Here is a 19,966-nt window from a genome sequence, read left to right as displayed (position 1 = left end):
TTACTTAGAGTACAATTCTACGATCAGTTGTTCCTTGATATTTTCAGGAACGCTCTCTCTCTCAGGATAAGCAATGAATACACCTTTCATTTCTTTCTCGTTCCAATCCAACCAGCTGAATTTTGGATTTTTTCCACGAATAACGCTGGTCAGGGCAGAATTGTTTGCTGTTTTATTTTTCAGGCTGATAACGTCTCCTGGTTTCAGTTGGAAAGAAGGAGTGTTAACAACAATACCGTTAACGGTAACGTGTTTGTGAGAAACCAGCTGACGGGCAGCAGGGCGGGAAGGTGCGATACCCAGGCGGAACACGGTGTTATCCAGACGTGCTTCGAGCAATTTGATCAATACTTCACCGGCAACACCTTTTCTACGGGTAGCTTCGTCGAACAGGTTACGGAACTGACGCTCCAGCAAACCGTAAGTGTACTTAGCCTTTTGTTTTTCTCTCAGCTGCAGTGCGTATTCGCCTAATTGTTTACGTTTACGGTTTGCACCATGCTGACCCGGAGGGTTGCTGTTCTTACTTAAATACTTACCATTACCGAGAATGGGTTCACCAAAAATTCTGGAAATTTTGGTCTTTGGTCCTGTGTACCTTGCCATGTTTTAAATATACTTTAGATTTTTTAGTTAATGATGCATGCTCTTCAAAAAATCTGAAAACCTGATCATGCACCCATTTATGAATACAAAATTACAACGTCCAGATACCAAACTTCTAATGAAATCTGGTATCTGGATGCTGTAAATATATATTACTATACTCTTCTCTTCTTAGGAGGACGGCAACCGTTGTGAGGTAAAGGCGTAACGTCTTTAATCATGTTCACTTCGATTCCGGAGTTAGCGATAGCGCGGATAGCACTTTCACGACCAGCTCCAGGGCCTTTCACAAAAACGTCTGCTCTTTTCAGACCTGAGTCCATAGCAACTTTAGCAGCATCCTGTGCAGCCAGCTGAGCTGCATACGGAGTGTTCTTTTTAGAACCTCTGAAGCCCATTTTACCAGCAGAAGACCAGGAAATAACCTGACCATGCTTGTTGGTGATGCTGACAATGATGTTGTTAAAGCTAGCGGAAATATGAACATCTCCGTAGTTATCTACTTTTACTACCCTCTTTTTGCTAGCAGCAGTTTTTGTATTATTTGCTTTTGCCATAATGATTTAAATTCCAAATATGAAATTCCAGAGCCCAAATTTACACGACTCTCGGTCATTGAAACCCCTCTGATTCGGAATTGGGATTTCAACCTGGGATTTTATTTATTATTTCTTAGTTGCTTTTTTCTTACCAGCCACTGTCTTACGCTTACCTTTACGGGTACGGCTGTTGGTACGTGTACGCTGACCTCTTACCGGTAAGCCTTTCCTGTGACGCAGACCGCGGTAGCAAGCGATATCCAGCAGACGCTTGATATTCATTTGTACTTCAGAACGCAGTTGACCCTCTACCTTAAACTCACCATTGATGATGTTACGGATGGCGGCTTGTTCGTCGTCATTCCAATCCCGCACCTTTTTATTGAAATCAATTTCCGCCTTGTTCAGGATATATTGGGCGGTAGAACGGCCTATACCAAAGATATAGGTGAGGCCAATTTCTCCTCTTTTATTTTTAGGAAGATCTATACCGGCTATACGTGCCATATTTCTATTTTAGATTTTATGATTCTGATTAAAAAATCAAATTCCGTTAGGGGAATCGATTAACCCTGGCGTTGTTTAAAACGAGGATTCTTTTTGTTGATCACCAACAAAACACCTTTTCTACGAACTATTTTACAATCCGCGCTTCTTTTTTTGATTGCAGCTCTTACCTTCATGATTAATACTTTATAAAAGGTTATGATATTTGTTTAATTATACTTTCAACCACCCCTGTCCTTTTCCGTTCTACTTGTATCTGAAAATTATACGGCCTCTTGACAAATCGTACGGGCTCATCTCTACGCCAACCTTATCTCCTGGCAGAATGCGGATATAGTGCATTCTCATTTTTCCAGAAATGGTGGCCAGGATCTCATGCCCGTTTTCCAGTTTTACACGGAACATAGCGTTCGACAAGGCTTCTAATATAATTCCATCCTGTTTAATGAGTGCCTGTTTTGCCATAAAAATTTTTAGGACTGCAAAGATAGCATTTATCTTTTGAAATAGAAAAATTTACCTGTATTATTATTAATATTGCCAGTTTTCTTACTAAAACCTGTCTTTTTTGTTGCTAAAACCCCTATTCTATTAGACATTTCCAAACACTGAAACTAGTAATTTGAGTTCAATTCAGGGTTATTTTTTTCCTCCCGCTCAATGTCCACGTAGGTAGACAGTACATCAGGCTTCCCCTTTCCTACGGCAACGGTATGTTCAAAATGAACAGAGGGGCTGCCATCGCGGGTGGCTACGGTCCAGCCATCTTCCAGGTATTCAACGTCTTTGGAGCGGAGGTTGATCATCGGTTCGATAGCTATTACCAATCCTTCCTTCATTACGGGGCCGCTTCCTCTTTTACCGTAATTAGGCACCTGAGGATCCTCATGCAGGTTACGGCCGAGGCCATGTCCTACCAGTTCCCTCACCACGCCATAACCGCGTTCCTTTTCGGTATATTCCTGTATTGCGTAAGAGATGTCACCAATCCTGTTACCCACAATTGCTTTCTCAATGCCCTTATAGAGGGAGGCTTTGGTAGCAGTCATTAACCGGAGCACATTTTCGGGTACATTCCCGATGGCAAAAGTATAAGCACTATCGGAATGGTAACCATTCATATAAACACCCACATCTACTGTCAGGATATCACCGTCTTTCAACACATACTTATTTGGAATTCCGTGTACGACTTCTTCATTCACAGAAATGCAGCAGGCATTCGGAAAACCTTTGTAATTCTTGAAAGAAGGTGTTCCGCCGTTTTCCACGATAAACTTATCTGCAACCGCGTCCACTTCCAGCGTGCTCATCCCTGGTTTCAGGGTTCTGGCCACTTCGGCCAGGGCAGCGCTCAGGAGCAGGGCGCTTTTGCGCATCAGCTCTATTTCTTCCTTCGTCTTATAATGAATCATACGTTGCGCTTTTAGCTTTTGGCGGTTAGCTGTCAACTAACTGCTATTGGCTGCTAATAATCAAGGCTCTTAACTATGACTGGCAAGCTAAAAGCTAATTGCCAGTGACTAACGGCTTCCAACAGGCTGCAATAATCAGGTTTTTAGCGATAGATGCCAGGATAAAAGCTGATGGCCAACAGCTAACGGCTGTTAAAATAATATAGCCACTAAAGCGTAGAAGCTTCTGTGGCTATTTTATTGTTATTGTAACATCCTTTTATTCAATTACTTATGCGTTAGCCGGGGCAGTTCTGCCTTTGATTCGGCCGGTGCTCATCAAACCATCGTAATGACGCATGAGGAGCTGGCTTTCAATCTGTTGCAGTGTATCCAGGATAACTCCCACCATGATCAACAGGGACGTACCACCGAAGAAGGTAGCAAAGTTACTGTTAACCTTGAAGGCAGCAGCCAGGCCTGGCATGATACCCACTAATGCCAGGAAGAATGCACCAGGCAAAGTGATACGGTCCATTACTGCACCGATATAATCGGCAGTAGCTTTACCAGGTTTAATACCCGGAATGAAACCGTTATTACGTTTCATTTCATCCGCCATTTGTGTTGGATTGAAAATCAACGCGGTATAAAAATATGTGAATACGACAACCAGTACAGCATAGATCAGGTTATACCAGCCGTTAGTGTGGTCACTAAAGATGCGGATAAAGCCGGAAGCACTTTCAGAAGAAGTAGCAAAGCCTATTGCAGTAGCCGGGATAAACATGATCGCCTGGGCAAAGATGATCGGCATTACACCGGCAGCATTTACCTTGAGGGGAATAAACTGGCGTACACCGCCATATTGTTTATTACCTACGATACGTTTGGCGTAATTCACCGGTATTTTCCTGGTACCCTGAACGAGCAGGATCAGGCCCACCGTGATTAAAATAAAGATAGCAATTTCAATGAGGAACAGGATCGGTCCACCCGCTTCACCTGCAACCTTACTGGAGAATTCAGCGACTAAAGCCTGTGGCAAACGGGCAAGGATACCCATCATGATGATGATGGATGTACCATTACCAATTCCTTTGTCTGTGATCTTTTCACCGAGCCACATTACAAACAGGGTACCTGCTGTAAGTACTACGGTTGTAGAGAGCCAGAAGAAAAAGGTGCCATACTCGGGGATAATAGCGCCACCGGATTGATTACGCAGATAAGCTACGTAAGCGCTCGCCTGGAAACCTGTTACTATTACTGTGAGATAACGTGTAAACTGGTTAATTTTTTTGCGGCCGCTTTCACCTTCTTTCTGCAGTTTCTGAAAATAAGGAACCGCTATCGTTAATAACTGGATAGCAATTGATGCAGAGATGTAGGGCATGATACCCAATGCAAATATGGAGGCCCTTGAAAACGATCCGCCCGCAAACATGTTCACCAAACCGAGGATACCCTGATTAGAATTCTTCTCAAAGTTAGTCAGCGCGTTTGCATCAATGCCAGGCAAAGCGATATAGGATCCTATGCGGTAGATGAGGACCAGGAGCAGGGTGGTCAGGATGCGGTTACGCAAATCCTCAATACTCCAGATATTCTTAATCGTTTCGATAAATTTCTTCACAGGAAGATAAAGGTTTAATAGCGCTATTAAATATGAAAAGACGCACTACTCCGTAGGCGTCTCCTCAGTCGTAAAGTCTTATACCAGTTCTACTGATCCACCTGCTGATTCGATGGCCTGTTTAGCTTTTTCGCTGATAGCGTTTACTTTAACAGTAACCTTAGTCTTCAGTTCTCCGTTAGCGAGAATTTTAACTTTAGCTGTTCTGTTAATCAGACCGTTCATGAACAGGTTTTCCAGATTAAACTCCTGGAGGCCATATTTTTCAACTAATTGATCCAGCTGGCCCAGGTTGAAGATTTTATACTCTTCACGGTTATTGTTGATGAAACCGCGTTTAGGCATACGGCGTTGGATGGGCATCTGGCCACCTTCGAAGCCTCTTTTGCTGGAGTAACCAGCACGTTGCTGGATACCTTTGTTACCTTTTGTAGAGGTACCACCTTTACCGGAAGCCTCACCACGTCCAAGACGTTTCTCTTTATGTACAGCGCCTTGTGCAGGCTTTAATGAATGCAGATTCATGTTTTAATTGTTTTACTTGCGCGGAAATTAACCGCTCGCTTATTCTAAAATAAAAATGGTAAAGTCACAAATGTAAAGGTAAGATTATCAGCAGACAATCCCACAGCAGTGTTACTTAAAATTAAGCATTTACTGTTTCTACCGTTACAAGGTGATTAACCTTACGGACCATTCCCAGGATCTGAGGAGTTGCTTCCACTTCAACAGTAGCATGCATCTTAGTCAGGCCCAGTGCCTTCAAGGTCAGTTTCTGCCTTTCCGGACGGTCTATACCACTTTTCACTTGAGTGATCTTAATCTTTGCCATAAACCCCTATCCGCCTAAGGCGGAGTAATTTAATTGTTAATGAATTATTTTCAAAATTTCCGCGGGGAAACACCTTCATCTCCGTGGAGACGGGAGGCATTACTTACCCGTTGAAAACTTTCTTCAGGGAAACGCCTCTGGTTTTAGCGATGCTGATTGGCTCACGTAATAAACCCAGTGCCTTGAAAGTAGCTTTCACCACGTTGTGTGGATTAGCAGAACCTAAAGATTTAGCCAGAACGTCTGTTACGCCAGCGCTTTCCAGCACTGCACGCATAGAACCTCCTGCGATCACACCGGTACCATGGGCAGCTGGTTTGATCAATACTTTGGCAGCGCCTTCTTTAGCAAACTGATCGTGAGGAATGGTGCCGTGCATAACAGGAACCTTGATCAGGTTCTTTTTTGCATCGTCTATACCTTTGGTGATAGCCTGCTGCACTTCTTTCGCTTTACCAAGACCATGACCTACAACGCCGTTTTCGTTACCAACTACTACCAGTGCGGAGAAACTGAATGTACGACCGCCTTTAGTGGTTTTAGTAACACGGTTGATCGCCACCACTTTTTCTTTCAGCTCCAGATCACCAGCCTTTACTTTATTGAATGAATTCTTTGCCATTTTATTTTATAAGAATTACTTGTTCAGAATTATAAGATTCGGACCTCGTGATTAGAACTGAAGACCGCCTTCTCTTGCTCCGTCAGCTACGCTTTTCACGCGGCCATGATATAAATAACCACTTCTGTCGAAAACGCAGGTGGTCAGACCCAGTGCCAGTGCTTTAACAGCCAGCGCTTTACCTACCAGTGCAGATTTTTCGATTTTAGTACCTTGCTGGGCTTTGATGTCCTTATCACGGGAAGAAGCTGAAGCCAGGGTAGTGCCATTGGTATCATCTATCAATTGCACATAGATATCGCTGTTGCTGCGAAATACAGATAATCTTGGGTGCTTTGCAGTACCGGAGATTTTCTTACGGATGCGGTAGCGGATTTTCTGTCTCCTGTTAACTTTTGTGCTCATTTTGAGTTTTATTTTATTACCCCGATGCTGCCGGGATATCTGTTAAAATCAGCTAACCAGCTTTGAAAGCTGATTAGCCAATTAAAAATTTTATTTACCAGCTGATTTACCAGCTTTCTTACGTACCACTTCGTCACTGTAGCGAACACCTTTACCTTTATAAGGCTCTGGTTTACGCAGGCTACGGATTTTAGCAGCCACCTGACCCAGTAATTGATTGTCGATACCTTCCAGCATGATCTTAGGGTTCTGACCTTTTTCAGTCAGGGTAGCTACCTTCAGTTCTTTCGGAATTTCGAAAATGATATTGTGAGAATAACCTAATGCGAGATCCAGTAACTGACCGTTGTTTGCGGCTTTGTAACCCACACCCACCAGTTCCAGTTGTTTCTTGAAGCCTTCAGTCACACCTTCAACCATGTTAGCCAGCAAAGCGCGGTATAAACCGTGGAGCGCTTTATGACGAATCTGTTCAGTTGGGCGGATTACTGTTAACACGCCGTCCTTCACTTCTATCTTCATTTCCCTGTCGATGCTTCTTTTCAGTTCACCTTTTGGGCCTTTTACAGTTACTTCGTTGGAGGGGGAAACAGTAACTGTTACACCGCTGGCCAACTTAATAGGACTTTTACCTATACGAGACATAACTTTAATTTAAAGTTGTTTGATATTGATTTACCGGTTATCCGTGTTCAGCGCCGTATAGAGAGCTTAATTGTCAGATAACTTAAGTGAATGACCGGTTGAGCAACAACCAGTCATTCAATATATTAATATACGTAGCAAACTACTTCGCCACCTACGTTTTGAGCTTTTGCTTCCTTATCGGTCATTACACCTTTGGAAGTGGAGATGATCGCCACGCCTAAACCGTTCTTCACGCGCTTAAACTCTTCTGGTTTAGCGTACTGACGCAGACCTGGACGGCTGATGCGTTGTATTTCCTTGATAGCGGGCTCTTTAGAGATCGGATCGTACTTCAAAGCGATTTTGATTACGCCTTGTTTAGTATCTTCTTCGAATTTGTACTTCAGGATATAACCTTTGTCGTACAGAATTTCTGTAATGCGTTTTTTCAGCTTGGAAGCCGGAATTTCCACAATCCTGTGGGTGGCCATTTGCGCGTTCCGGATGCGTGTCAGGAAGTCTGCTATTGGATCAGTAACCATTGTTGAAATAGTTTGATAATGTTTACAATGCGATATCCAATCGTAATAAGATGGGAATCAAATAACTTACATTCAGAGATTTACAGATCTGATTATTTGTTCATGGAATAAATAATCAAATGCGATCCTCTTTTTTAATTACCAGCTGGCTTTTCTAACGCCAGGGATTTTACCTGCGAGTGCCAGGTCACGGAACATGTTCCTGCAGAGGCCGAAGTGACGCATGTATCCTTTAGGACGACCGGTCAGCTGGCATCTGTTTTTCAGACGAACAGGAGAAGCATTTTTTGGAAGTTGGTCCAGTGCAGCGTAGTCACCGGCAGCTTTCAGGGCAGCACGCTTTTCTGCGAACTTTGCCACCATAGCTTCTCTTTTCCTTTGTCTGGCTTTTACGGATTCTTTTGCCATAATTAAATTATCGTTTCGATTTACTGATTATCTTTTTTCATTCCCTTAAACGGCATACCCATTTCTTTCAGCAGCTCGTAAGCTTCTTCGTTGGTGTTTGCAGTTGTAACGAAGGTGATATCCATACCGGACATTTTCGTTACTTTATCGATATCGATTTCAGGGAAAATGATTTGTTCGGTGATACCCATGGTGTAGTTACCACGACCATCAAAAGCTTTTTCGTTCACACCTTTGAAGTCACGTACACGAGGGAGAGATACAGCGATCAAACGATCCAGGAAGTCATACATATTTGTGCTGCGTAAAGTTACACGTGCACCAATAGGCATGTTCTTTCTCAGTTTGAAGTTGGAGATATCCTTTTTAGACATAGTAGCGATAGCTTTCTGACCAGAGATACGGGTCATTTCGTCTACTGCAATGTCTACCAGTTTCTTATCACCTACTGCACCATTAATACCCTGGTTCAGGCAGATTTTTACCAGGCGAGGAACCTGCATAACACTTTTGTAGTTGAATTTCTTCATCAGTGCAGACTTAACTTCCTCGTGGTATTTTTTCTGCAGTCTCGGAGTATATTTTGTGTTTGCCATTATTTAATTTCCTCCCCTGATTTTTTAGCGATACGAATTAATTTACCGTTTTCTCTCTTCCTGTTAACTTTAGTTGGTGCACCAGTTTTGGCGTCCCACAGCATTACATTGGAGATAGCGATAGGAGCTTCCTGCTTAACAATACCACCTTTGGTATTCTGAGCGGTTGGCTTCGTGTGCTTGGTAATAATGTTAACGCCTTCCACAAGAATGCGGGCCTTATCAGGCTGAACTTCCAGCACTTTACGTGCTTTGGTCCTGTCTTTGTCATCACCGGCAATTACCGCAACCAGGTCGCCCTTCTTAATGTTGAATTTAGGCTTAAATCTAGTTTTCATTACTTTGATTTATTTATAAACGCCAAGCGAAACAGTTGTTTCGCTTGATTAATGTTTTTTCTCGTTTTGCAAACGGGCTGCAAAGATAAGAAATATTTATGAATTTTGGGATTCAGGAAATTTATTGTAAAAATCCTGAATCCCTCCATCGATAATATCTTATAATACCTCAGGAGCGAGGGAGATAATTTTCATATATCCCTTGTCTCTCAGCTCACGTGCAACCGGACCGAAAATACGGGTACCGCGAGGTTCGTCTGAGTTATTGAGCAGTACCACTGCGTTATCATCGAAACGGATATAAGAACCGTCTTTACGACGTAATTTGTTCTTAGTTCTTACGATTACCGCTTTAGTAACCATACCCTTCTTTACGCCGCCACCTGGCATTGCATCCTTCACGGTTACTACAATCTTATCGCCTACGCCAGCGTAGTCCTGACCGGAGTTACCTAACACGCGGATGCAAAGTACTTCTTTAGCACCGCTGTTGTCAGCTACACTCAGTCTTGATTCTTGTTGTATCATCGAAATGAGATTTGATATTGTTTAGTCAGCGGCTGTAACCGGGATTGCCGGATACAGCTTGAAACAAATAAATAATTATTTTACTTTAGCGATTACTTCTACCAGTCTCCAGCACTTGTTCTTGCTCAAAGGACGAGTTTCCGCGATTTTCACGGTATCGCCAATGCTGCACTCGTTCTTATCGTCGTGTGCCATGAACTTGGTAGTTTTTTTCACGAATTTACCATAGATCGGGTGCTTTACCTTACGCTCCACCTTAACGGTGATGGTTTTATCCATTTTGTTGCTGGCAACCACACCAATCCTGGTTTTTCTTAATTTTCTTTCGGTCGTCATTGTTGAAAGTATTTAACCCTCCGTGAGGAGGTCATAAATTGTGTTATACTTATGCTATGTCAGCAGTCCCGGTGTTGCCGGGACTGACGGATCAGAAGCCCAGTTGTCTTTTACGCAGTTCGGTGTTCATCCGAGCGATATCGCGTCTTACGGCGCGGATGCTCATTGGATTTTCGATTGGCGTAATTGCGTGACCAAAGGTCATTTTTTTCAAGCGGAGTTCTTCTGCAGAGATTTTCTCTTTCAGATCTTGTTCGCTCAGGCCTTTCAGTTCCAGCTTTTCTTTTGCCATTGTATTGAATTTGATTCGGTTAGCTGCCGGGGCAGGTTTACCGGATTTTAGTTATTGTGTACCTGTAATTAAGCTACGAAGTCGCGGCTGGTTACAAATTTTACTTTGATGGGCAGTTTCTGTGCTGCGAGTTCCATTGCTTCTTTTGCTACCTGTAAGGAAACGCCATCAGCTTCAAATAAAATTCTACCTGGCTTTACTACTGCTGCCCAATGGTCAGGGGCACCTTTACCTTTACCCATCCTCACTTCCAAAGGCTTAGCAGTGATAGGTTTGTCAGGGAATATGCGGATCCACACGTTACCTTCACGTTTCATGTGTCTTGTCAGCGCCACACGTGCAGCTTCAATCTGCCTGTCGGTGATCCACTTAGGTTCTAATGCTTTAAGACCGAAAGTACCAAAGGAGAGGGTAGCGCCTCTTTTAGCGTTCCCTTTGATGCGGCCTTTGTGCATCTTCCTGTGTTTCGTTCTTTTTGGCTGTAACATCGTCTATGTTGTTAATGTTAATAGTAATTGTTAATGTCTGCTCTACCGCCAGATACTATCTGCGGCCGCCGCCACGGTGTTCTCCACCGCCTCTTCTTTCGCCACCACCGCGGTTATCTCTACGTTCACCGTGATGTTCTCTTCTTTCACCACCATGACCAGTGCCACGGTTATCGCCTTCTTTACCGGTTAAAACGTTCGGGTTAAGATCGCGTTTACCCAGTACTTCACCTTTACAGATCCATACTTTGATACCGATTTTACCATAAACCGTTAAAGCGAACAGGGAAGCGTAGTCGATATCCATACGGAAAGTATGTAAAGGCACGCGACCTTGTTTCATTTCTTCGGAGCGGGCAATTTCAGCACCACCTAAACGGCCGCTGATTTTAACCTTGATACCTTCGGCGCCCATTCTCAGCGCAGTAGCAATTGCCATTTTGATAGCACGTTTGTAGTTGATACGGCTTTCAATCTGTTTTGCAATTGTTTCAGCAACGATGTTAGCATCCATTTCGGGACGACGGATTTCGAGGATGTTGATCTGAACATCTTCTTTACCTGTCAGTTTCTTCAGTTCTTCCTTGATGCGATCAACTTCGTTACCGCCTTTACCAATGATGATACCAGGCTTAGAAGTATGAACAGTGATGATTAACTTACCTAAAGTTCTTTCGATCACAACTCTTGAGATGCCACCTTTGTTGATACGGGCATTCAGATAAGTTCTGATCTTGTTATCTTCGATCAGTTTGGTAGCAAAATCTTTTTTGCTGCCATACCAATTAGAGTCCCATCCTCTGATGATACCTAACCTGTTACCAATAGGATTTGTTTTCTGACCCATGTTCTGGTTATTTGTCTATTAATTTAATAGTTTTGTTTCTGTTTCGTTTCCGATGTGCACGGATTACTGTGCTTTACCGTCAACTACAATCGTTACGTGATTACTTCTCTTGCGGATACGGTAACCCCTTCCCTGTGGAGCTGGGCGCATTCTTTTCAGTGTGCGGCCACCATCAACAAAAACGGTTTTTACGATCAGGTTAGCATCTTCTACCCTTGCACCTTCGTTTTTAACTTTCCAGTTAGCGATAGCGGATACCAGCAGTTTCTCTAAAGGTACGCTTGGGTGTTTCGGATGGAATTTCAAAATATTCAAAGCCTTTTCTACATCCAGACCACGGATTAAGTCTGCCAGCAAACGCATTTTGCGGGGAGATGTAGGATTATTATTCAGCTTAGCTACTGCTTCCATTGTAATTAATTTCTTTTATTATTAAGTGTCTGACGCCTGACGTTTGATGTTACAGGTTTGAAACTGAATACTTCAAACCTCAAACCTCAGACTATAATTTACATTTTCTTGTTAACGTGTCCTCTGAAGTTACGTGTAGGAGCAAATTCGCCCAGTTTATGACCAACCATGAATTCTGTTACATAAACAGGAATAAATTTGTTGCCATTGTGAACAGCGAAAGTGTGACCAACGAAATCAGGTGTGATAGTAGAACGACGGCTCCAGGTCTTGATAACAGAACGCTTGGTACCGGTATTCATCTTCTCAACTTTTGTTTCTAATTTCAGGTCTACGTAAGGACCTTTTTTTATGGAACGAGCCATGTCTTACTGATTTATGATTTTTCAAACCCGGGATCCGGTACTGCTACCGGAGCCCGAATTCCGAAATATTATAATTTTTTACCGTTTTTTCTGCTAATGATCAGCTTATCAGAACTCTTATGCGGTTTTCTGGTTTTCAGACCTTTCGCATATTTACCAGTTCTTGATCTTGGATGGCCTCCGGAAGATTTACCTTCACCACCACCCATCGGGTGATCTACAGGGTTCATAGCCACACCACGGTTGCGGGGGCGGATACCTCTCCAACGGTTAGCACCTGCTTTACCGATGGATTGCAGGGCGTGATCGGAGTTAGAAACAGTACCTACAGTAGCTTTACAAGTACTTAATACTTTGCGGAGCTCACCGGAAGGCATTTTCAGAACGGCATACTTTTCTTCCTTGTTGGACAACTGTGCATAGGCGCCGGCGCTTCTTGCGATCGCACCACCTTTACCAGGCTGCAGCTCAATGTTGTGTACAACAGTACCCAGTGGCATATTCTTCAAAGGCAAAGCGTTACCTACTTCAGGAGCTACGTCAGCACCGCTGATAACGGTACCGCCAACCTGTAAGCCCTGTGGAGCAATGATGTAACGTTTTTCACCATCTGCATAGTTTACCAGTGCGATGAATGCGCTACGGTTAGGATCGTATTCGATTGTTTTAACTGTAGCTGGTACATTTTCCTTATCACGTTTGAAATCAATTACACGGTATTGTTTCTTGTGACCACCACCTATGTAGCGCATGGACATTCTTCCTTGCGCATTTCTACCGCCGGTTCTTTTAATTGGTTCCAGCAGGCTTTTTTCCGGGGTATCCGATGTCAGCTCAGCGTAAGCGTTGCCTATTTTCCAGCGGGTACCGGCCGTCATTGGTTTGAACTTCTTCAGTGCCATTACTTCCTAAAAAGTTAAATGTTATTAAATATAAATAGTGATCTGTATATACATCCACATCCCGGCTGTTCAGGCCGGAACGGCACTACATGTTAGCATACAGATCTATAGTTTCACCACTTGCAACGGTAATGATCGCCTTTTTGTAAGACGGTTTTTTACCTGCGATGAAACCGGCTTTAGTAAAGCGGAATTTAGCTTTACCTGGCATTACAGCAGTGTTTACATCTGCTACGGTTACGCCGTAAAATTCTTCTACTGCTTTTTTGATCTCCAGTTTGTTGGCTTTTTTGTCAACAATGAAGTAGTAGCGGTTGAATTTTTCGGTTGCTTTATTAACCTTTTCGGATACCACCGGTTTGATTAAAACGTCAGAAAGTTTCATTTTCTTTATAACTTTTTGCTATTCGCCTCAGCTCTTAGCTTGTTTTGTTAATTGGTTTTGACATCCTAAGCTTCTGCAGGCTCTTCAGTGAAGATTTTAGCAGCGCTTTCTGTGAACACGATATAGTTGCTGTTCATGATGTCGTAAGTGTTTACGTCGCTCAGAACAGTACCGTCTACAGTAGGGATGTTTCTTAAAGACAGGTAAACATTGTCATTGTATTCAGGCGTGATGAACATAGTCTTTCTGCCTTCTACATTGATGTTCAGGTTCTTCAGGAAACCAACAAATTGTTTGGTTTTTGGTGTTTCCAGCTGCAGATCTTCAACAACGATGATGCTGTTTTCTTTAGCTTTTACTGACAGGGCAGAGATCTTAGCGAGATCTTTCACTTTTCTGTTCAGTTTGAAACCCCAACCGTGTGGTTTTGGTCCGAAGATGGTACCACCACCTTTATAAAGTGGGTTACGGATGTTACCTTTACGGGCGCCACCTGTACCTTTTTGTTTGTGCAGTTTGCGGGAAGCACCTTGTACTTCAGCTCTGGTTTTTACCTTGTGGGTACCCTGACGCTGAGCAGCGAGGTATTGTTTAACAGCCAGGTAGATTACGTGGTTGTTAGGCTCAACACCAAAGATCTCCTCAGGAAGTTCAATTGACCTTCCGGTTTTCTTACCTTCTATATTTAAAATATCGATTTGCATGTTACTTCTGGATTAAAACGATTGAACCAATGTGGCCGGGAACGGAACCACTTACTAGGATATAATTCTTTTCAGGGAATATTTTCACGATCTTCAGACCTTTCACTTTCACTCTTTCGTTACCTGTCTGGCCGGCCATACGCATACCCTTGAAAACGCGGGAAGGATAAGATGATCCACCAACAGAACCAGGAGCCCTGCTTCTATCGTGCTGACCGTGGGTAGCTTCACCCACACCACTGAATCCGTGGCGTTTTACAACACCCTGGAAACCTTTACCTTTGGAAGTGCCTACAACGTCAATTGTCTCACCTTCTGCGAAGATTTCGCAGGTGATAGATTCACCGAGGGCTTTCTGTACGTCCGGATTGCGGAATTCTTTTACAAAACGTTTGGGAGAGGTGCTTGCTTTCGCGAAGTGACTGCTTTCAGCTTTAGTAGTGTGTTTTTCTTTCTTCTCACCGAAAGAAACCTGAATTGCATTGTAACCATCTGTTTCCAGGCTTTTTACCTGGGTTACAACGTTGGGACCCGCTTCGATAATGGTAACGGCTGTTTGCTTACCATTAGACTCGAAGATGCTGGTCATACCAATCTTTTTGCCAATAATACCTTTCATTTTTTATATGATTTTACCCAGCGCCTGGGGGATTTCGTGCTATCCCCAGGATGGGCGGTTTAAATACATTTATTGGGCGGCCGCCCAGAAGGCGCGACCTATGTTTGCTTGTTAAAATTGTTATCTTGCTGATAATCAACAGGATAACCATAAATCAATAAAAGGCCGGCCTTTCGCCCGCCTTGCTGTTGTCCTATGCTTTAATTTCAACTTCTACTCCGGAAGGTAAATCGAGCTTGCTCAGCGCGTCTACAGTTCTGGAAGAAGACGTGTAAATATCCAGTAAACGTTTGTGTGTACACAGTTGGAACTGCTCGCGCGCTTTCTTATTTACGTGCGGAGAACGTAATACTGTAAATATTTTCTTCTCGGTAGGTAAAGGAATTGGACCTGTTACCACGGCACCCGTGTTACGCACGGTTTTAACGATCTTCTCAGCAGACTTGTCTACCAGGTTATGATCGTAGGACTTCAGCTTGATTCTTATTCTCTGAGACATATGCAATGAACTTCTTCTTGTTTTTTCCCAATACAATTTGGGAGGGCAAAGGTAACCCGTTTTTTCTATTTGGCAAATAAATCTCAGGAAAAAATAAAAGATCCCGGGCAAAGGAACAGCACCGGCGGCAGTTGGGAGGAGGAGAAAAGGAAATTATTTAATCATAAGGCCTCAGAAAACATTCATTGTGTGTGTGTTAAGCCTTAAGGTAACTTCACATGCTCATTTTGACAAATATAGGAAAACAAATTTCAAAACCAAAAAAAGGAGAATTTCTTTACAATTTTTTTTGGGAGAAGTTGGAATCAGGGAGGATTGCTGTCACCACTTCCGGGGAACGGCTCAAAATTAAAGTCATAACCAGGTATGCGTTACGAACGATACGGCACAGGCCGTAATTAATGATAGGTGGACCGGAGAATCTGCCGGCGTACAAACGGGGAAAAGACAAAGGGTTGCTCCCTCTTTCCAGGAACAACCCTTTGCTGAATAATTAAAGTGGTTTAAATACACCTATGGTCGAACGACCATCCGATTAAAGCGGTAAACCACCCAATAATGATTTAATTAATCCTAAGATTAATGCCAGCAGTTGATTCAGTAAGTCCATGGAAAAGGTTTTTATAAGATACTGCCTACTCTATTTCCTGGTTTTCGGCATCCCCAGTTGTTATTCAGTTAACAGGTTTAAAATTAAAAGCTATCATTCAATAAGCAGTCGTTCATTTTGTTCATTCTGCAACCATACAGGCGTCCTGTTCATTACGCCGCCATGGCAGGTTTCATCGGAAATCGATTGATAAAAAAAGGCTGTTCATGTTATGAACAGCCTCTGGATGATGTGCGTAAGGGAAATAGCATCACTTAGTATGGATCCCTTACCGGGGAAAATCTTCTTACAGACCTCCCAGCAGAGATTGCAGCAATGCAACGATAGTTGCCAGTAATTGAGACAGTAAAGCCATAAGATAGTTTTTACTACGGGTGATACCTACTCTCTTGATTTGGTTTTCGGCAATCCCAGTACACTTTCTTTTTTAAGTGTTGGCCGAAATTAATGGCTATTCATCTAATTTCATTCGTTCATTTTGTTCAGTTCGGCGTCCTAATATATTGTTGTTCATTTCGCTATCATGGCTCATTTTATTAAAAATAAAAAAGCCCCGGTATTAATACCGGAGCCTTCGCGATAAAAAGGACGAATTGTTCATAGCAGACAATTCGTGGGTTTCTTTCAATGGAAGCTATCCAACAGATAGCTTAAAAGTCGTGATATTGACTTTCCTTTACAAACAAGGTTGAACGGCTATATTCCGCCCAGGGCTGATACCAGCAACGCCAGTAACCCTTGCAGAAATGTGTGTAAGGCATCAAGCATCATGTGCTGATTTTTTTAACTACGCCTACTCTGTTAAATGGTTTTCGGCAATCCCATAGGGAAATTATTCCCACGTGATGAGGTAACAATTAAAGCGCGCCTGCAACAGTGCTCAGGAACTTCAGGACTGCCAGGAGTATGGTGTTGATCATAACCGGAGTATTGATGGATGAATGCTTACTCTATCCCGGGTTTTCAGCAATCCCCTTTCTGCACGGGCAGATATAATACTAAAATAACAGGTTCCTCTCTAAAAGCCTTCGTTCAATTAATTCATTTTGACCGCACCTGTTCATTTTGTTCAGACCGCCATCCTGCGGTTAGGATTGCCAATAAAAATGGTTACAGCGAACAGAATGTCGCTGTAACCATTACATTTTTTTATCTTATGCGATTTTATTTACCTCTTTCTTCTCTATAAATCTGCTTGGCTTTGGCAGATGGCAGGTAGATCTGGAAGCCTACCCCCAGGCTCAGCCTGTTAGCAGTCGTTGAATTTCCTCCACCTACAGTAAGGTCGTATTTAAACAATCCTTCCAAACCAATATTTGGTGTAATAAAATAGGAAATACCTGGGCCTATACCCACGTTAAAACCGTTGGTAGAAGCACCGCTCGCCGGATTGGTACCCGCAAAGCCGGCATTCGCCTCTGCAAAGAACCGCACCCTCTTGGAAAACTCCATTTTCCGGACATTTTTATCTTCCACAAAATAGCGGGCAAAAGCACCTACGCCGTAATTGGTATTGGAAGCTCTTGTGTCTGTGACTTTATTTTTGGTGGTATTGGCTCCGAATTCAACGTAACCACCAATAGCCAGACCATCTTTGATAAACCAACCAACCTTTGGTGTAAGATTAAAATTAAATGCTGTACTCTCTTTCTGGAAAACCACATTGATATTGGTAAGATCGGCGCCTACCATAATATTTCCTTTCTGAATTTGGGCGTTAGCAGCAGAACCAAACAATACAGCTGAAATTGCAAGGGCTAATAGACGAATTCTTTTCATAGTCTCATTTTTAGTTTTAACAAATTAACCTATTGAATGAATAAGAAATTACCGGGCAAATGCTTCCATTTGCATTTAAGCTGTTCAAATCAGCTATTAAAAGTAAGCGGCAGGGGGATAATGGGGAGGTAGTCAACATCGTCGTTCAACAAACATCACGTGACAATAGTACTTGTCTTCCACAAAACTACTGAAAATGAACCTAATAAGTATTCATCTTTATAAAAAAATCTGAAAAAACATTACTGTACAGTTCGAAAATTCTCACAACATGAATACTTATCCTTATTCATTATAACTATAACATTTATAACGTTCATGTTGTTGCATAAAAGAGGGCTGTTTCTTGTCTGACTGCACAAATCATAAGGAAATCTGACGGGAAACACAGTACTACTGCGACTTTAGCAGGTCCAGGTGTGTGCAGAAAGTTCCGTGTTTTTGTAAAAAACTCAGGAATCCGTCCATTTTCCGTTGCATTTTTTCCCCGGAAACCCGGCGAATATAGGTAGGTAAAGTATATGCATTGATATCGATGAGCTCCCATGGATGGAAATAGAAAGAGAGATAATTATCTTTCTTCAGTACCTGCTTGCTAAAATGCCGGGTGAGCCACAATGGCATATTTTTAACGCTCAGCCAGAATATGGGGTACCTGATCAGGGGAGATACGGAAGAGGGAATAATCCACGTATTATTTTCCTTAAAAACGGTTCTTGGCAGATGCCAGTTGTTATATCTTCCCGGGAGCCAGGTGGGGTTCACGGAGGCGTCATAAAGATATCCTGCATCTTTGAGCGCCTGCATATTCACTTTCCGCAAACGGGGCATGCGGAAGCCCTGGACTGTTTGTCCGCTGATTTCCTGCAGGGCGATCCTCGACCCTTCCAGGTCGGCATCGTTAAATGAGCTATGATAATAAGCGTGAGAGGCTATTTCGTGCTTTGCGGCTACCTGCCTGATTAATTCGGGGTAGTGTTGTGCCCAGTAGGCTGTTACAAAAAAGGTAGCCCGCACATTATATTTTTCAAATAGCGCCAGTGTGGCCAGCAATCCGCTTCTGGAGATTTCCAGCTTCTCCTGCAGCGATACCTGTTGACCGAATTCTTCCGGAATATCAAATTCCTCCACATCCACACTGATCAGTATCCTGTTCGTTGGTTCCATAAAAAATTAAGCGGCTTTAGAGCCGATGATCCTGCAATAGTTCACCATTTCCTTCAATAAAAGCTTTATACGGAAGGAGGAGAACTGTATTCCCGGGCGGCAATATACTGCGATTGCACCAATTTTGGCCTGGGGGCGCCGTCCGGCGTGATAGAGGAATTCGCTGTCGTACAGAAAACCATCAATACGGGTTTTCAGCAGTATATTTCTGCCATAGGCATTAAAGCCCTTCAAGCCTGCTTGTGCGTCGTCAACTTTGAGGTCGAGTACTATTCTGTTTAAGAAGCGGCTGATGCGGGTAATTACCCGGCGTTTGCGGGGCAATTCACGCAAATAGGCGGCCCCTCTCTCCCCTGCCACTACATCCAGCCCCTGTTGTAACCGGTCGTAGGCTTCTTTAACTGCATTCACCCCGAATGGGAAATCGAGGTCAGTATATATCTGAAAAGCGTGCTGGGAGCGTTTTACCCCTTCTCTGACCGCATAGCCCTTGCCCCTGTTCCGGCTGTAGCTTACAATGATGATACCGGGAATGGCGGCTTCCAGCCATGCAATATGTTGTTGTGTAAAATTTTTCACGGAACCATCATTCACCAGTATGAGCTGCACCGGTACCTGTCCCATCAGGGTGGTTACTTCATGATAGTGCCTGATGAGTGATTCCACCCATGGTCCCGAGGGATTCCAGCAGGGCAGAATCAGGTCAAGGCCGGAAGTAAGTTTAACCATTTCTCCCGATATAGATACCACAGTTGTAGGAGGTGCTTGTAATAACGCTGTTGACATATTGAATCTGAACTATCCGTAAAAAATATAGGTTACGTGGATTACATTCCATTACAATGACGCCAAAAGAGAAAACTCCCCCTATCGTGGGCATAAAAAAAGGTCCTGTAGAACAGGACCCTGGCAGTTAGCAAAAAGTAAATTGCAGTTGTAGGTTATTATTACTGTAATAATATCGAATATTCTTTTCATGGCA

31 protein-coding genes are annotated in these 19,966 nt (G+C 43.1%); all 31 read right to left on the bottom strand.

What is annotated here, in order from left to right:
- Positions 1-606, bottom strand: a complete 606-nt coding sequence (gene rpsD, locus KE626_RS04620; RefSeq protein WP_079470751.1) for a 30S ribosomal protein S4 — start codon at positions 604-606, stop codon at positions 1-3.
- A 155-nt stretch (positions 607-761) separates the two neighbouring features.
- Positions 762-1,163: a 30S ribosomal protein S11 gene (gene rpsK, locus KE626_RS04615; RefSeq protein ID WP_168741537.1), complete on the bottom strand. Its 402-nt coding sequence runs from the start codon at positions 1,161-1,163 to the stop codon at positions 762-764.
- Positions 1,164-1,271: 108 nt separating this feature from the next.
- Positions 1,272-1,652 (bottom strand): 30S ribosomal protein S13, encoded by a 381-nt coding sequence (gene rpsM / locus KE626_RS04610; RefSeq protein ID WP_211971707.1) that lies wholly within the window; start codon positions 1,650-1,652, stop codon positions 1,272-1,274.
- Between the two features lie 59 nt (positions 1,653-1,711).
- The gene (gene rpmJ / locus KE626_RS04605; RefSeq protein ID WP_073083232.1) at positions 1,712-1,828 is read right to left on the bottom strand and encodes a 50S ribosomal protein L36; all 117 of its coding nucleotides are present in this window, start codon (positions 1,826-1,828) and stop codon (positions 1,712-1,714) included.
- Positions 1,829-1,898: 70 nt separating this feature from the next.
- Complete coding sequence (infA, locus tag KE626_RS04600) at positions 1,899-2,117, bottom strand: translation initiation factor IF-1 (protein ID WP_012789309.1); 219 nt, start codon at positions 2,115-2,117, stop codon at positions 1,899-1,901.
- 149 nt (positions 2,118-2,266) lie between these two features.
- Entirely contained in the window at positions 2,267-3,067 is an 801-nt protein-coding gene (gene map, locus KE626_RS04595) for a type I methionyl aminopeptidase (protein ID WP_211971706.1), read from the bottom strand.
- Positions 3,068-3,338: 271 nt separating this feature from the next.
- On the bottom strand, positions 3,339-4,682 hold the full coding sequence (secY, locus tag KE626_RS04590; RefSeq protein ID WP_211971705.1) for a preprotein translocase subunit SecY: 1,344 nt from the start codon (positions 4,680-4,682) through the stop codon (positions 3,339-3,341).
- 78 nt (positions 4,683-4,760) lie between these two features.
- The gene (gene rplO, locus KE626_RS04585) at positions 4,761-5,207 is read right to left on the bottom strand and encodes a 50S ribosomal protein L15 (protein WP_211971704.1); all 447 of its coding nucleotides are present in this window, start codon (positions 5,205-5,207) and stop codon (positions 4,761-4,763) included.
- 121 nt (positions 5,208-5,328) lie between these two features.
- Complete coding sequence (gene rpmD, locus KE626_RS04580) at positions 5,329-5,514, bottom strand: 50S ribosomal protein L30 (protein WP_079470757.1); 186 nt, start codon at positions 5,512-5,514, stop codon at positions 5,329-5,331.
- A gap of 103 nt (positions 5,515-5,617) precedes the next feature.
- Complete coding sequence (rpsE, locus tag KE626_RS04575) at positions 5,618-6,136, bottom strand: 30S ribosomal protein S5 (protein ID WP_089903199.1); 519 nt, start codon at positions 6,134-6,136, stop codon at positions 5,618-5,620.
- Positions 6,137-6,187: 51 nt separating this feature from the next.
- A complete protein-coding gene (rplR, locus tag KE626_RS04570; protein ID WP_211971703.1) occupies positions 6,188-6,541 on the bottom strand; it encodes a 50S ribosomal protein L18 in 354 nt (117 codons plus the stop codon).
- 90 nt (positions 6,542-6,631) lie between these two features.
- Positions 6,632-7,186: a 50S ribosomal protein L6 gene (rplF, locus tag KE626_RS04565; RefSeq protein WP_211971702.1), complete on the bottom strand. Its 555-nt coding sequence runs from the start codon at positions 7,184-7,186 to the stop codon at positions 6,632-6,634.
- Positions 7,187-7,311: 125 nt separating this feature from the next.
- Positions 7,312-7,710 carry a 30S ribosomal protein S8 gene (gene rpsH, locus KE626_RS04560; RefSeq protein WP_133808653.1) on the bottom strand — a complete coding sequence of 133 codons (399 nt, stop codon included), beginning with the start codon at positions 7,708-7,710 and terminating at the stop codon, positions 7,312-7,314.
- 138 nt (positions 7,711-7,848) lie between these two features.
- Positions 7,849-8,118 carry a 30S ribosomal protein S14 gene (gene rpsN / locus KE626_RS04555; protein ID WP_142685981.1) on the bottom strand — a complete coding sequence of 90 codons (270 nt, stop codon included), beginning with the start codon at positions 8,116-8,118 and terminating at the stop codon, positions 7,849-7,851.
- Positions 8,119-8,138: 20 nt separating this feature from the next.
- Positions 8,139-8,714: a 50S ribosomal protein L5 gene (gene rplE / locus KE626_RS04550; RefSeq protein WP_211971701.1), complete on the bottom strand. Its 576-nt coding sequence runs from the start codon at positions 8,712-8,714 to the stop codon at positions 8,139-8,141.
- Positions 8,714-9,052 carry a 50S ribosomal protein L24 gene (gene rplX / locus KE626_RS04545; RefSeq protein ID WP_133808650.1) on the bottom strand — a complete coding sequence of 113 codons (339 nt, stop codon included), beginning with the start codon at positions 9,050-9,052 and terminating at the stop codon, positions 8,714-8,716. Before rplX ends, rplE begins: the two co-directional genes overlap by 1 nt.
- A gap of 159 nt (positions 9,053-9,211) precedes the next feature.
- Positions 9,212-9,580, bottom strand: a complete 369-nt coding sequence (rplN, locus tag KE626_RS04540) for a 50S ribosomal protein L14 (protein WP_079470765.1) — start codon at positions 9,578-9,580, stop codon at positions 9,212-9,214.
- Between the two features lie 75 nt (positions 9,581-9,655).
- Entirely contained in the window at positions 9,656-9,916 is a 261-nt protein-coding gene (gene rpsQ / locus KE626_RS04535; protein WP_079470766.1) for a 30S ribosomal protein S17, read from the bottom strand.
- 91 nt (positions 9,917-10,007) lie between these two features.
- The gene (gene rpmC / locus KE626_RS04530) at positions 10,008-10,208 is read right to left on the bottom strand and encodes a 50S ribosomal protein L29 (protein ID WP_079470767.1); all 201 of its coding nucleotides are present in this window, start codon (positions 10,206-10,208) and stop codon (positions 10,008-10,010) included.
- Positions 10,209-10,276: 68 nt separating this feature from the next.
- Complete coding sequence (rplP, locus tag KE626_RS04525) at positions 10,277-10,696, bottom strand: 50S ribosomal protein L16 (RefSeq protein ID WP_106527847.1); 420 nt, start codon at positions 10,694-10,696, stop codon at positions 10,277-10,279.
- Between the two features lie 55 nt (positions 10,697-10,751).
- Entirely contained in the window at positions 10,752-11,543 is a 792-nt protein-coding gene (gene rpsC, locus KE626_RS04520; protein ID WP_089903224.1) for a 30S ribosomal protein S3, read from the bottom strand.
- A 63-nt stretch (positions 11,544-11,606) separates the two neighbouring features.
- Positions 11,607-11,954 (bottom strand): 50S ribosomal protein L22, encoded by a 348-nt coding sequence (rplV, locus tag KE626_RS04515; protein ID WP_106527845.1) that lies wholly within the window; start codon positions 11,952-11,954, stop codon positions 11,607-11,609.
- A 98-nt stretch (positions 11,955-12,052) separates the two neighbouring features.
- Positions 12,053-12,319: a 30S ribosomal protein S19 gene (rpsS, locus tag KE626_RS04510; protein ID WP_079470771.1), complete on the bottom strand. Its 267-nt coding sequence runs from the start codon at positions 12,317-12,319 to the stop codon at positions 12,053-12,055.
- Positions 12,320-12,387: 68 nt separating this feature from the next.
- The gene (gene rplB / locus KE626_RS04505; RefSeq protein WP_211971700.1) at positions 12,388-13,221 is read right to left on the bottom strand and encodes a 50S ribosomal protein L2; all 834 of its coding nucleotides are present in this window, start codon (positions 13,219-13,221) and stop codon (positions 12,388-12,390) included.
- Between the two features lie 85 nt (positions 13,222-13,306).
- Positions 13,307-13,606, bottom strand: coding sequence for a 50S ribosomal protein L23 (rplW, locus tag KE626_RS04500; RefSeq protein ID WP_211971699.1), 300 nt, complete (start codon positions 13,604-13,606; stop codon positions 13,307-13,309).
- A gap of 65 nt (positions 13,607-13,671) precedes the next feature.
- Complete coding sequence (gene rplD, locus KE626_RS04495; RefSeq protein ID WP_211971698.1) at positions 13,672-14,310, bottom strand: 50S ribosomal protein L4; 639 nt, start codon at positions 14,308-14,310, stop codon at positions 13,672-13,674.
- Position 14,311: 1 nt separating this feature from the next.
- Entirely contained in the window at positions 14,312-14,929 is a 618-nt protein-coding gene (rplC, locus tag KE626_RS04490; RefSeq protein WP_142685974.1) for a 50S ribosomal protein L3, read from the bottom strand.
- Positions 14,930-15,122: 193 nt separating this feature from the next.
- Positions 15,123-15,428, bottom strand: coding sequence for a 30S ribosomal protein S10 (gene rpsJ / locus KE626_RS04485; protein WP_012789286.1), 306 nt, complete (start codon positions 15,426-15,428; stop codon positions 15,123-15,125).
- A 1,774-nt stretch (positions 15,429-17,202) separates the two neighbouring features.
- Positions 17,203-17,817, bottom strand: a complete 615-nt coding sequence (locus tag KE626_RS04480) for an outer membrane beta-barrel protein (protein ID WP_211971697.1) — start codon at positions 17,815-17,817, stop codon at positions 17,203-17,205.
- 393 nt (positions 17,818-18,210) lie between these two features.
- Complete coding sequence (locus tag KE626_RS04475; RefSeq protein WP_211971696.1) at positions 18,211-18,984, bottom strand: polysaccharide deacetylase family protein; 774 nt, start codon at positions 18,982-18,984, stop codon at positions 18,211-18,213.
- Positions 18,985-18,990: 6 nt separating this feature from the next.
- Positions 18,991-19,713 carry a glycosyltransferase gene (locus KE626_RS04470; RefSeq protein ID WP_211971695.1) on the bottom strand — a complete coding sequence of 241 codons (723 nt, stop codon included), beginning with the start codon at positions 19,711-19,713 and terminating at the stop codon, positions 18,991-18,993.
- Positions 19,714-19,966 lie beyond the last annotated feature (253 nt).

The organism is Chitinophaga hostae, from assembly GCF_018224885.1.
In the GTDB taxonomy this organism is placed as follows: Bacteria; Bacteroidota; Bacteroidia; order Chitinophagales; family Chitinophagaceae; genus Chitinophaga; species Chitinophaga hostae.
The sequence above is the reverse complement of the archived record's forward strand: the minus strand, read 5'-3'. Positions and strand labels throughout refer to the sequence as shown.

Excerpts from the sequence above, each read along its gene's own strand:
- rpsH (WP_133808653.1), bottom strand. The coding sequence starts at position 7,710 with ATGGTTACTGATCCAATAGCAGACTTCCTGACACGCATCCGGAACGCG.
- rpsS (WP_079470771.1), bottom strand. The coding sequence starts at position 12,319 with ATGGCTCGTTCCATAAAAAAAGGTCCTTACGTAGACCTGAAATTAGAA.
- rplB (WP_211971700.1), bottom strand. The coding sequence starts at position 13,221 with ATGGCACTGAAGAAGTTCAAACCAATGACGGCCGGTACCCGCTGGAAA.
- rpsE (WP_089903199.1), bottom strand. The coding sequence starts at position 6,136 with ATGGCAAAGAATTCATTCAATAAAGTAAAGGCTGGTGATCTGGAGCTG.
- rpsD (WP_079470751.1), bottom strand. The coding sequence starts at position 606 with ATGGCAAGGTACACAGGACCAAAGACCAAAATTTCCAGAATTTTTGGT.
- KE626_RS04480 (WP_211971697.1), bottom strand. The coding sequence starts at position 17,817 with ATGAAAAGAATTCGTCTATTAGCCCTTGCAATTTCAGCTGTATTGTTT.
- rplD (WP_211971698.1), bottom strand. The coding sequence starts at position 14,310 with ATGCAAATCGATATTTTAAATATAGAAGGTAAGAAAACCGGAAGGTCA.
- rpmC (WP_079470767.1), bottom strand. The coding sequence starts at position 10,208 with ATGGCAAAAGAAAAGCTGGAACTGAAAGGCCTGAGCGAACAAGATCTG.
- rplO (WP_211971704.1), bottom strand. The coding sequence starts at position 5,207 with ATGAATCTGCATTCATTAAAGCCTGCACAAGGCGCTGTACATAAAGAG.
- rplW (WP_211971699.1), bottom strand. The coding sequence starts at position 13,606 with ATGAAACTTTCTGACGTTTTAATCAAACCGGTGGTATCCGAAAAGGTT.
- KE626_RS04470 (WP_211971695.1), bottom strand. The coding sequence starts at position 19,713 with ATGGTTAAACTTACTTCCGGCCTTGACCTGATTCTGCCCTGCTGGAAT.
- rplX (WP_133808650.1), bottom strand. The coding sequence starts at position 9,052 with ATGAAAACTAGATTTAAGCCTAAATTCAACATTAAGAAGGGCGACCTG.
- rplP (WP_106527847.1), bottom strand. The coding sequence starts at position 10,696 with ATGTTACAGCCAAAAAGAACGAAACACAGGAAGATGCACAAAGGCCGC.
- rpsC (WP_089903224.1), bottom strand. The coding sequence starts at position 11,543 with ATGGGTCAGAAAACAAATCCTATTGGTAACAGGTTAGGTATCATCAGA.
- rplN (WP_079470765.1), bottom strand. The coding sequence starts at position 9,580 with ATGATACAACAAGAATCAAGACTGAGTGTAGCTGACAACAGCGGTGCT.
- rpmD (WP_079470757.1), bottom strand. The coding sequence starts at position 5,514 with ATGGCAAAGATTAAGATCACTCAAGTGAAAAGTGGTATAGACCGTCCG.
- rplF (WP_211971702.1), bottom strand. The coding sequence starts at position 7,186 with ATGTCTCGTATAGGTAAAAGTCCTATTAAGTTGGCCAGCGGTGTAACA.
- rplV (WP_106527845.1), bottom strand. The coding sequence starts at position 11,954 with ATGGAAGCAGTAGCTAAGCTGAATAATAATCCTACATCTCCCCGCAAA.
- rpsK (WP_168741537.1), bottom strand. The coding sequence starts at position 1,163 with ATGGCAAAAGCAAATAATACAAAAACTGCTGCTAGCAAAAAGAGGGTA.
- KE626_RS04475 (WP_211971696.1), bottom strand. The coding sequence starts at position 18,984 with ATGGAACCAACGAACAGGATACTGATCAGTGTGGATGTGGAGGAATTT.
- infA (WP_012789309.1), bottom strand. The coding sequence starts at position 2,117 with ATGGCAAAACAGGCACTCATTAAACAGGATGGAATTATATTAGAAGCC.
- rpsJ (WP_012789286.1), bottom strand. The coding sequence starts at position 15,428 with ATGTCTCAGAGAATAAGAATCAAGCTGAAGTCCTACGATCATAACCTG.
- map (WP_211971706.1), bottom strand. The coding sequence starts at position 3,067 with ATGATTCATTATAAGACGAAGGAAGAAATAGAGCTGATGCGCAAAAGC.
- rpsM (WP_211971707.1), bottom strand. The coding sequence starts at position 1,652 with ATGGCACGTATAGCCGGTATAGATCTTCCTAAAAATAAAAGAGGAGAA.
- rplE (WP_211971701.1), bottom strand. The coding sequence starts at position 8,714 with ATGGCAAACACAAAATATACTCCGAGACTGCAGAAAAAATACCACGAG.
- rplC (WP_142685974.1), bottom strand. The coding sequence starts at position 14,929 with ATGAAAGGTATTATTGGCAAAAAGATTGGTATGACCAGCATCTTCGAG.
- rpmJ (WP_073083232.1), bottom strand. The coding sequence starts at position 1,828 with ATGAAGGTAAGAGCTGCAATCAAAAAAAGAAGCGCGGATTGTAAAATA.
- rpsQ (WP_079470766.1), bottom strand. The coding sequence starts at position 9,916 with ATGACGACCGAAAGAAAATTAAGAAAAACCAGGATTGGTGTGGTTGCC.
- rplR (WP_211971703.1), bottom strand. The coding sequence starts at position 6,541 with ATGAGCACAAAAGTTAACAGGAGACAGAAAATCCGCTACCGCATCCGT.
- rpsN (WP_142685981.1), bottom strand. The coding sequence starts at position 8,118 with ATGGCAAAAGAATCCGTAAAAGCCAGACAAAGGAAAAGAGAAGCTATG.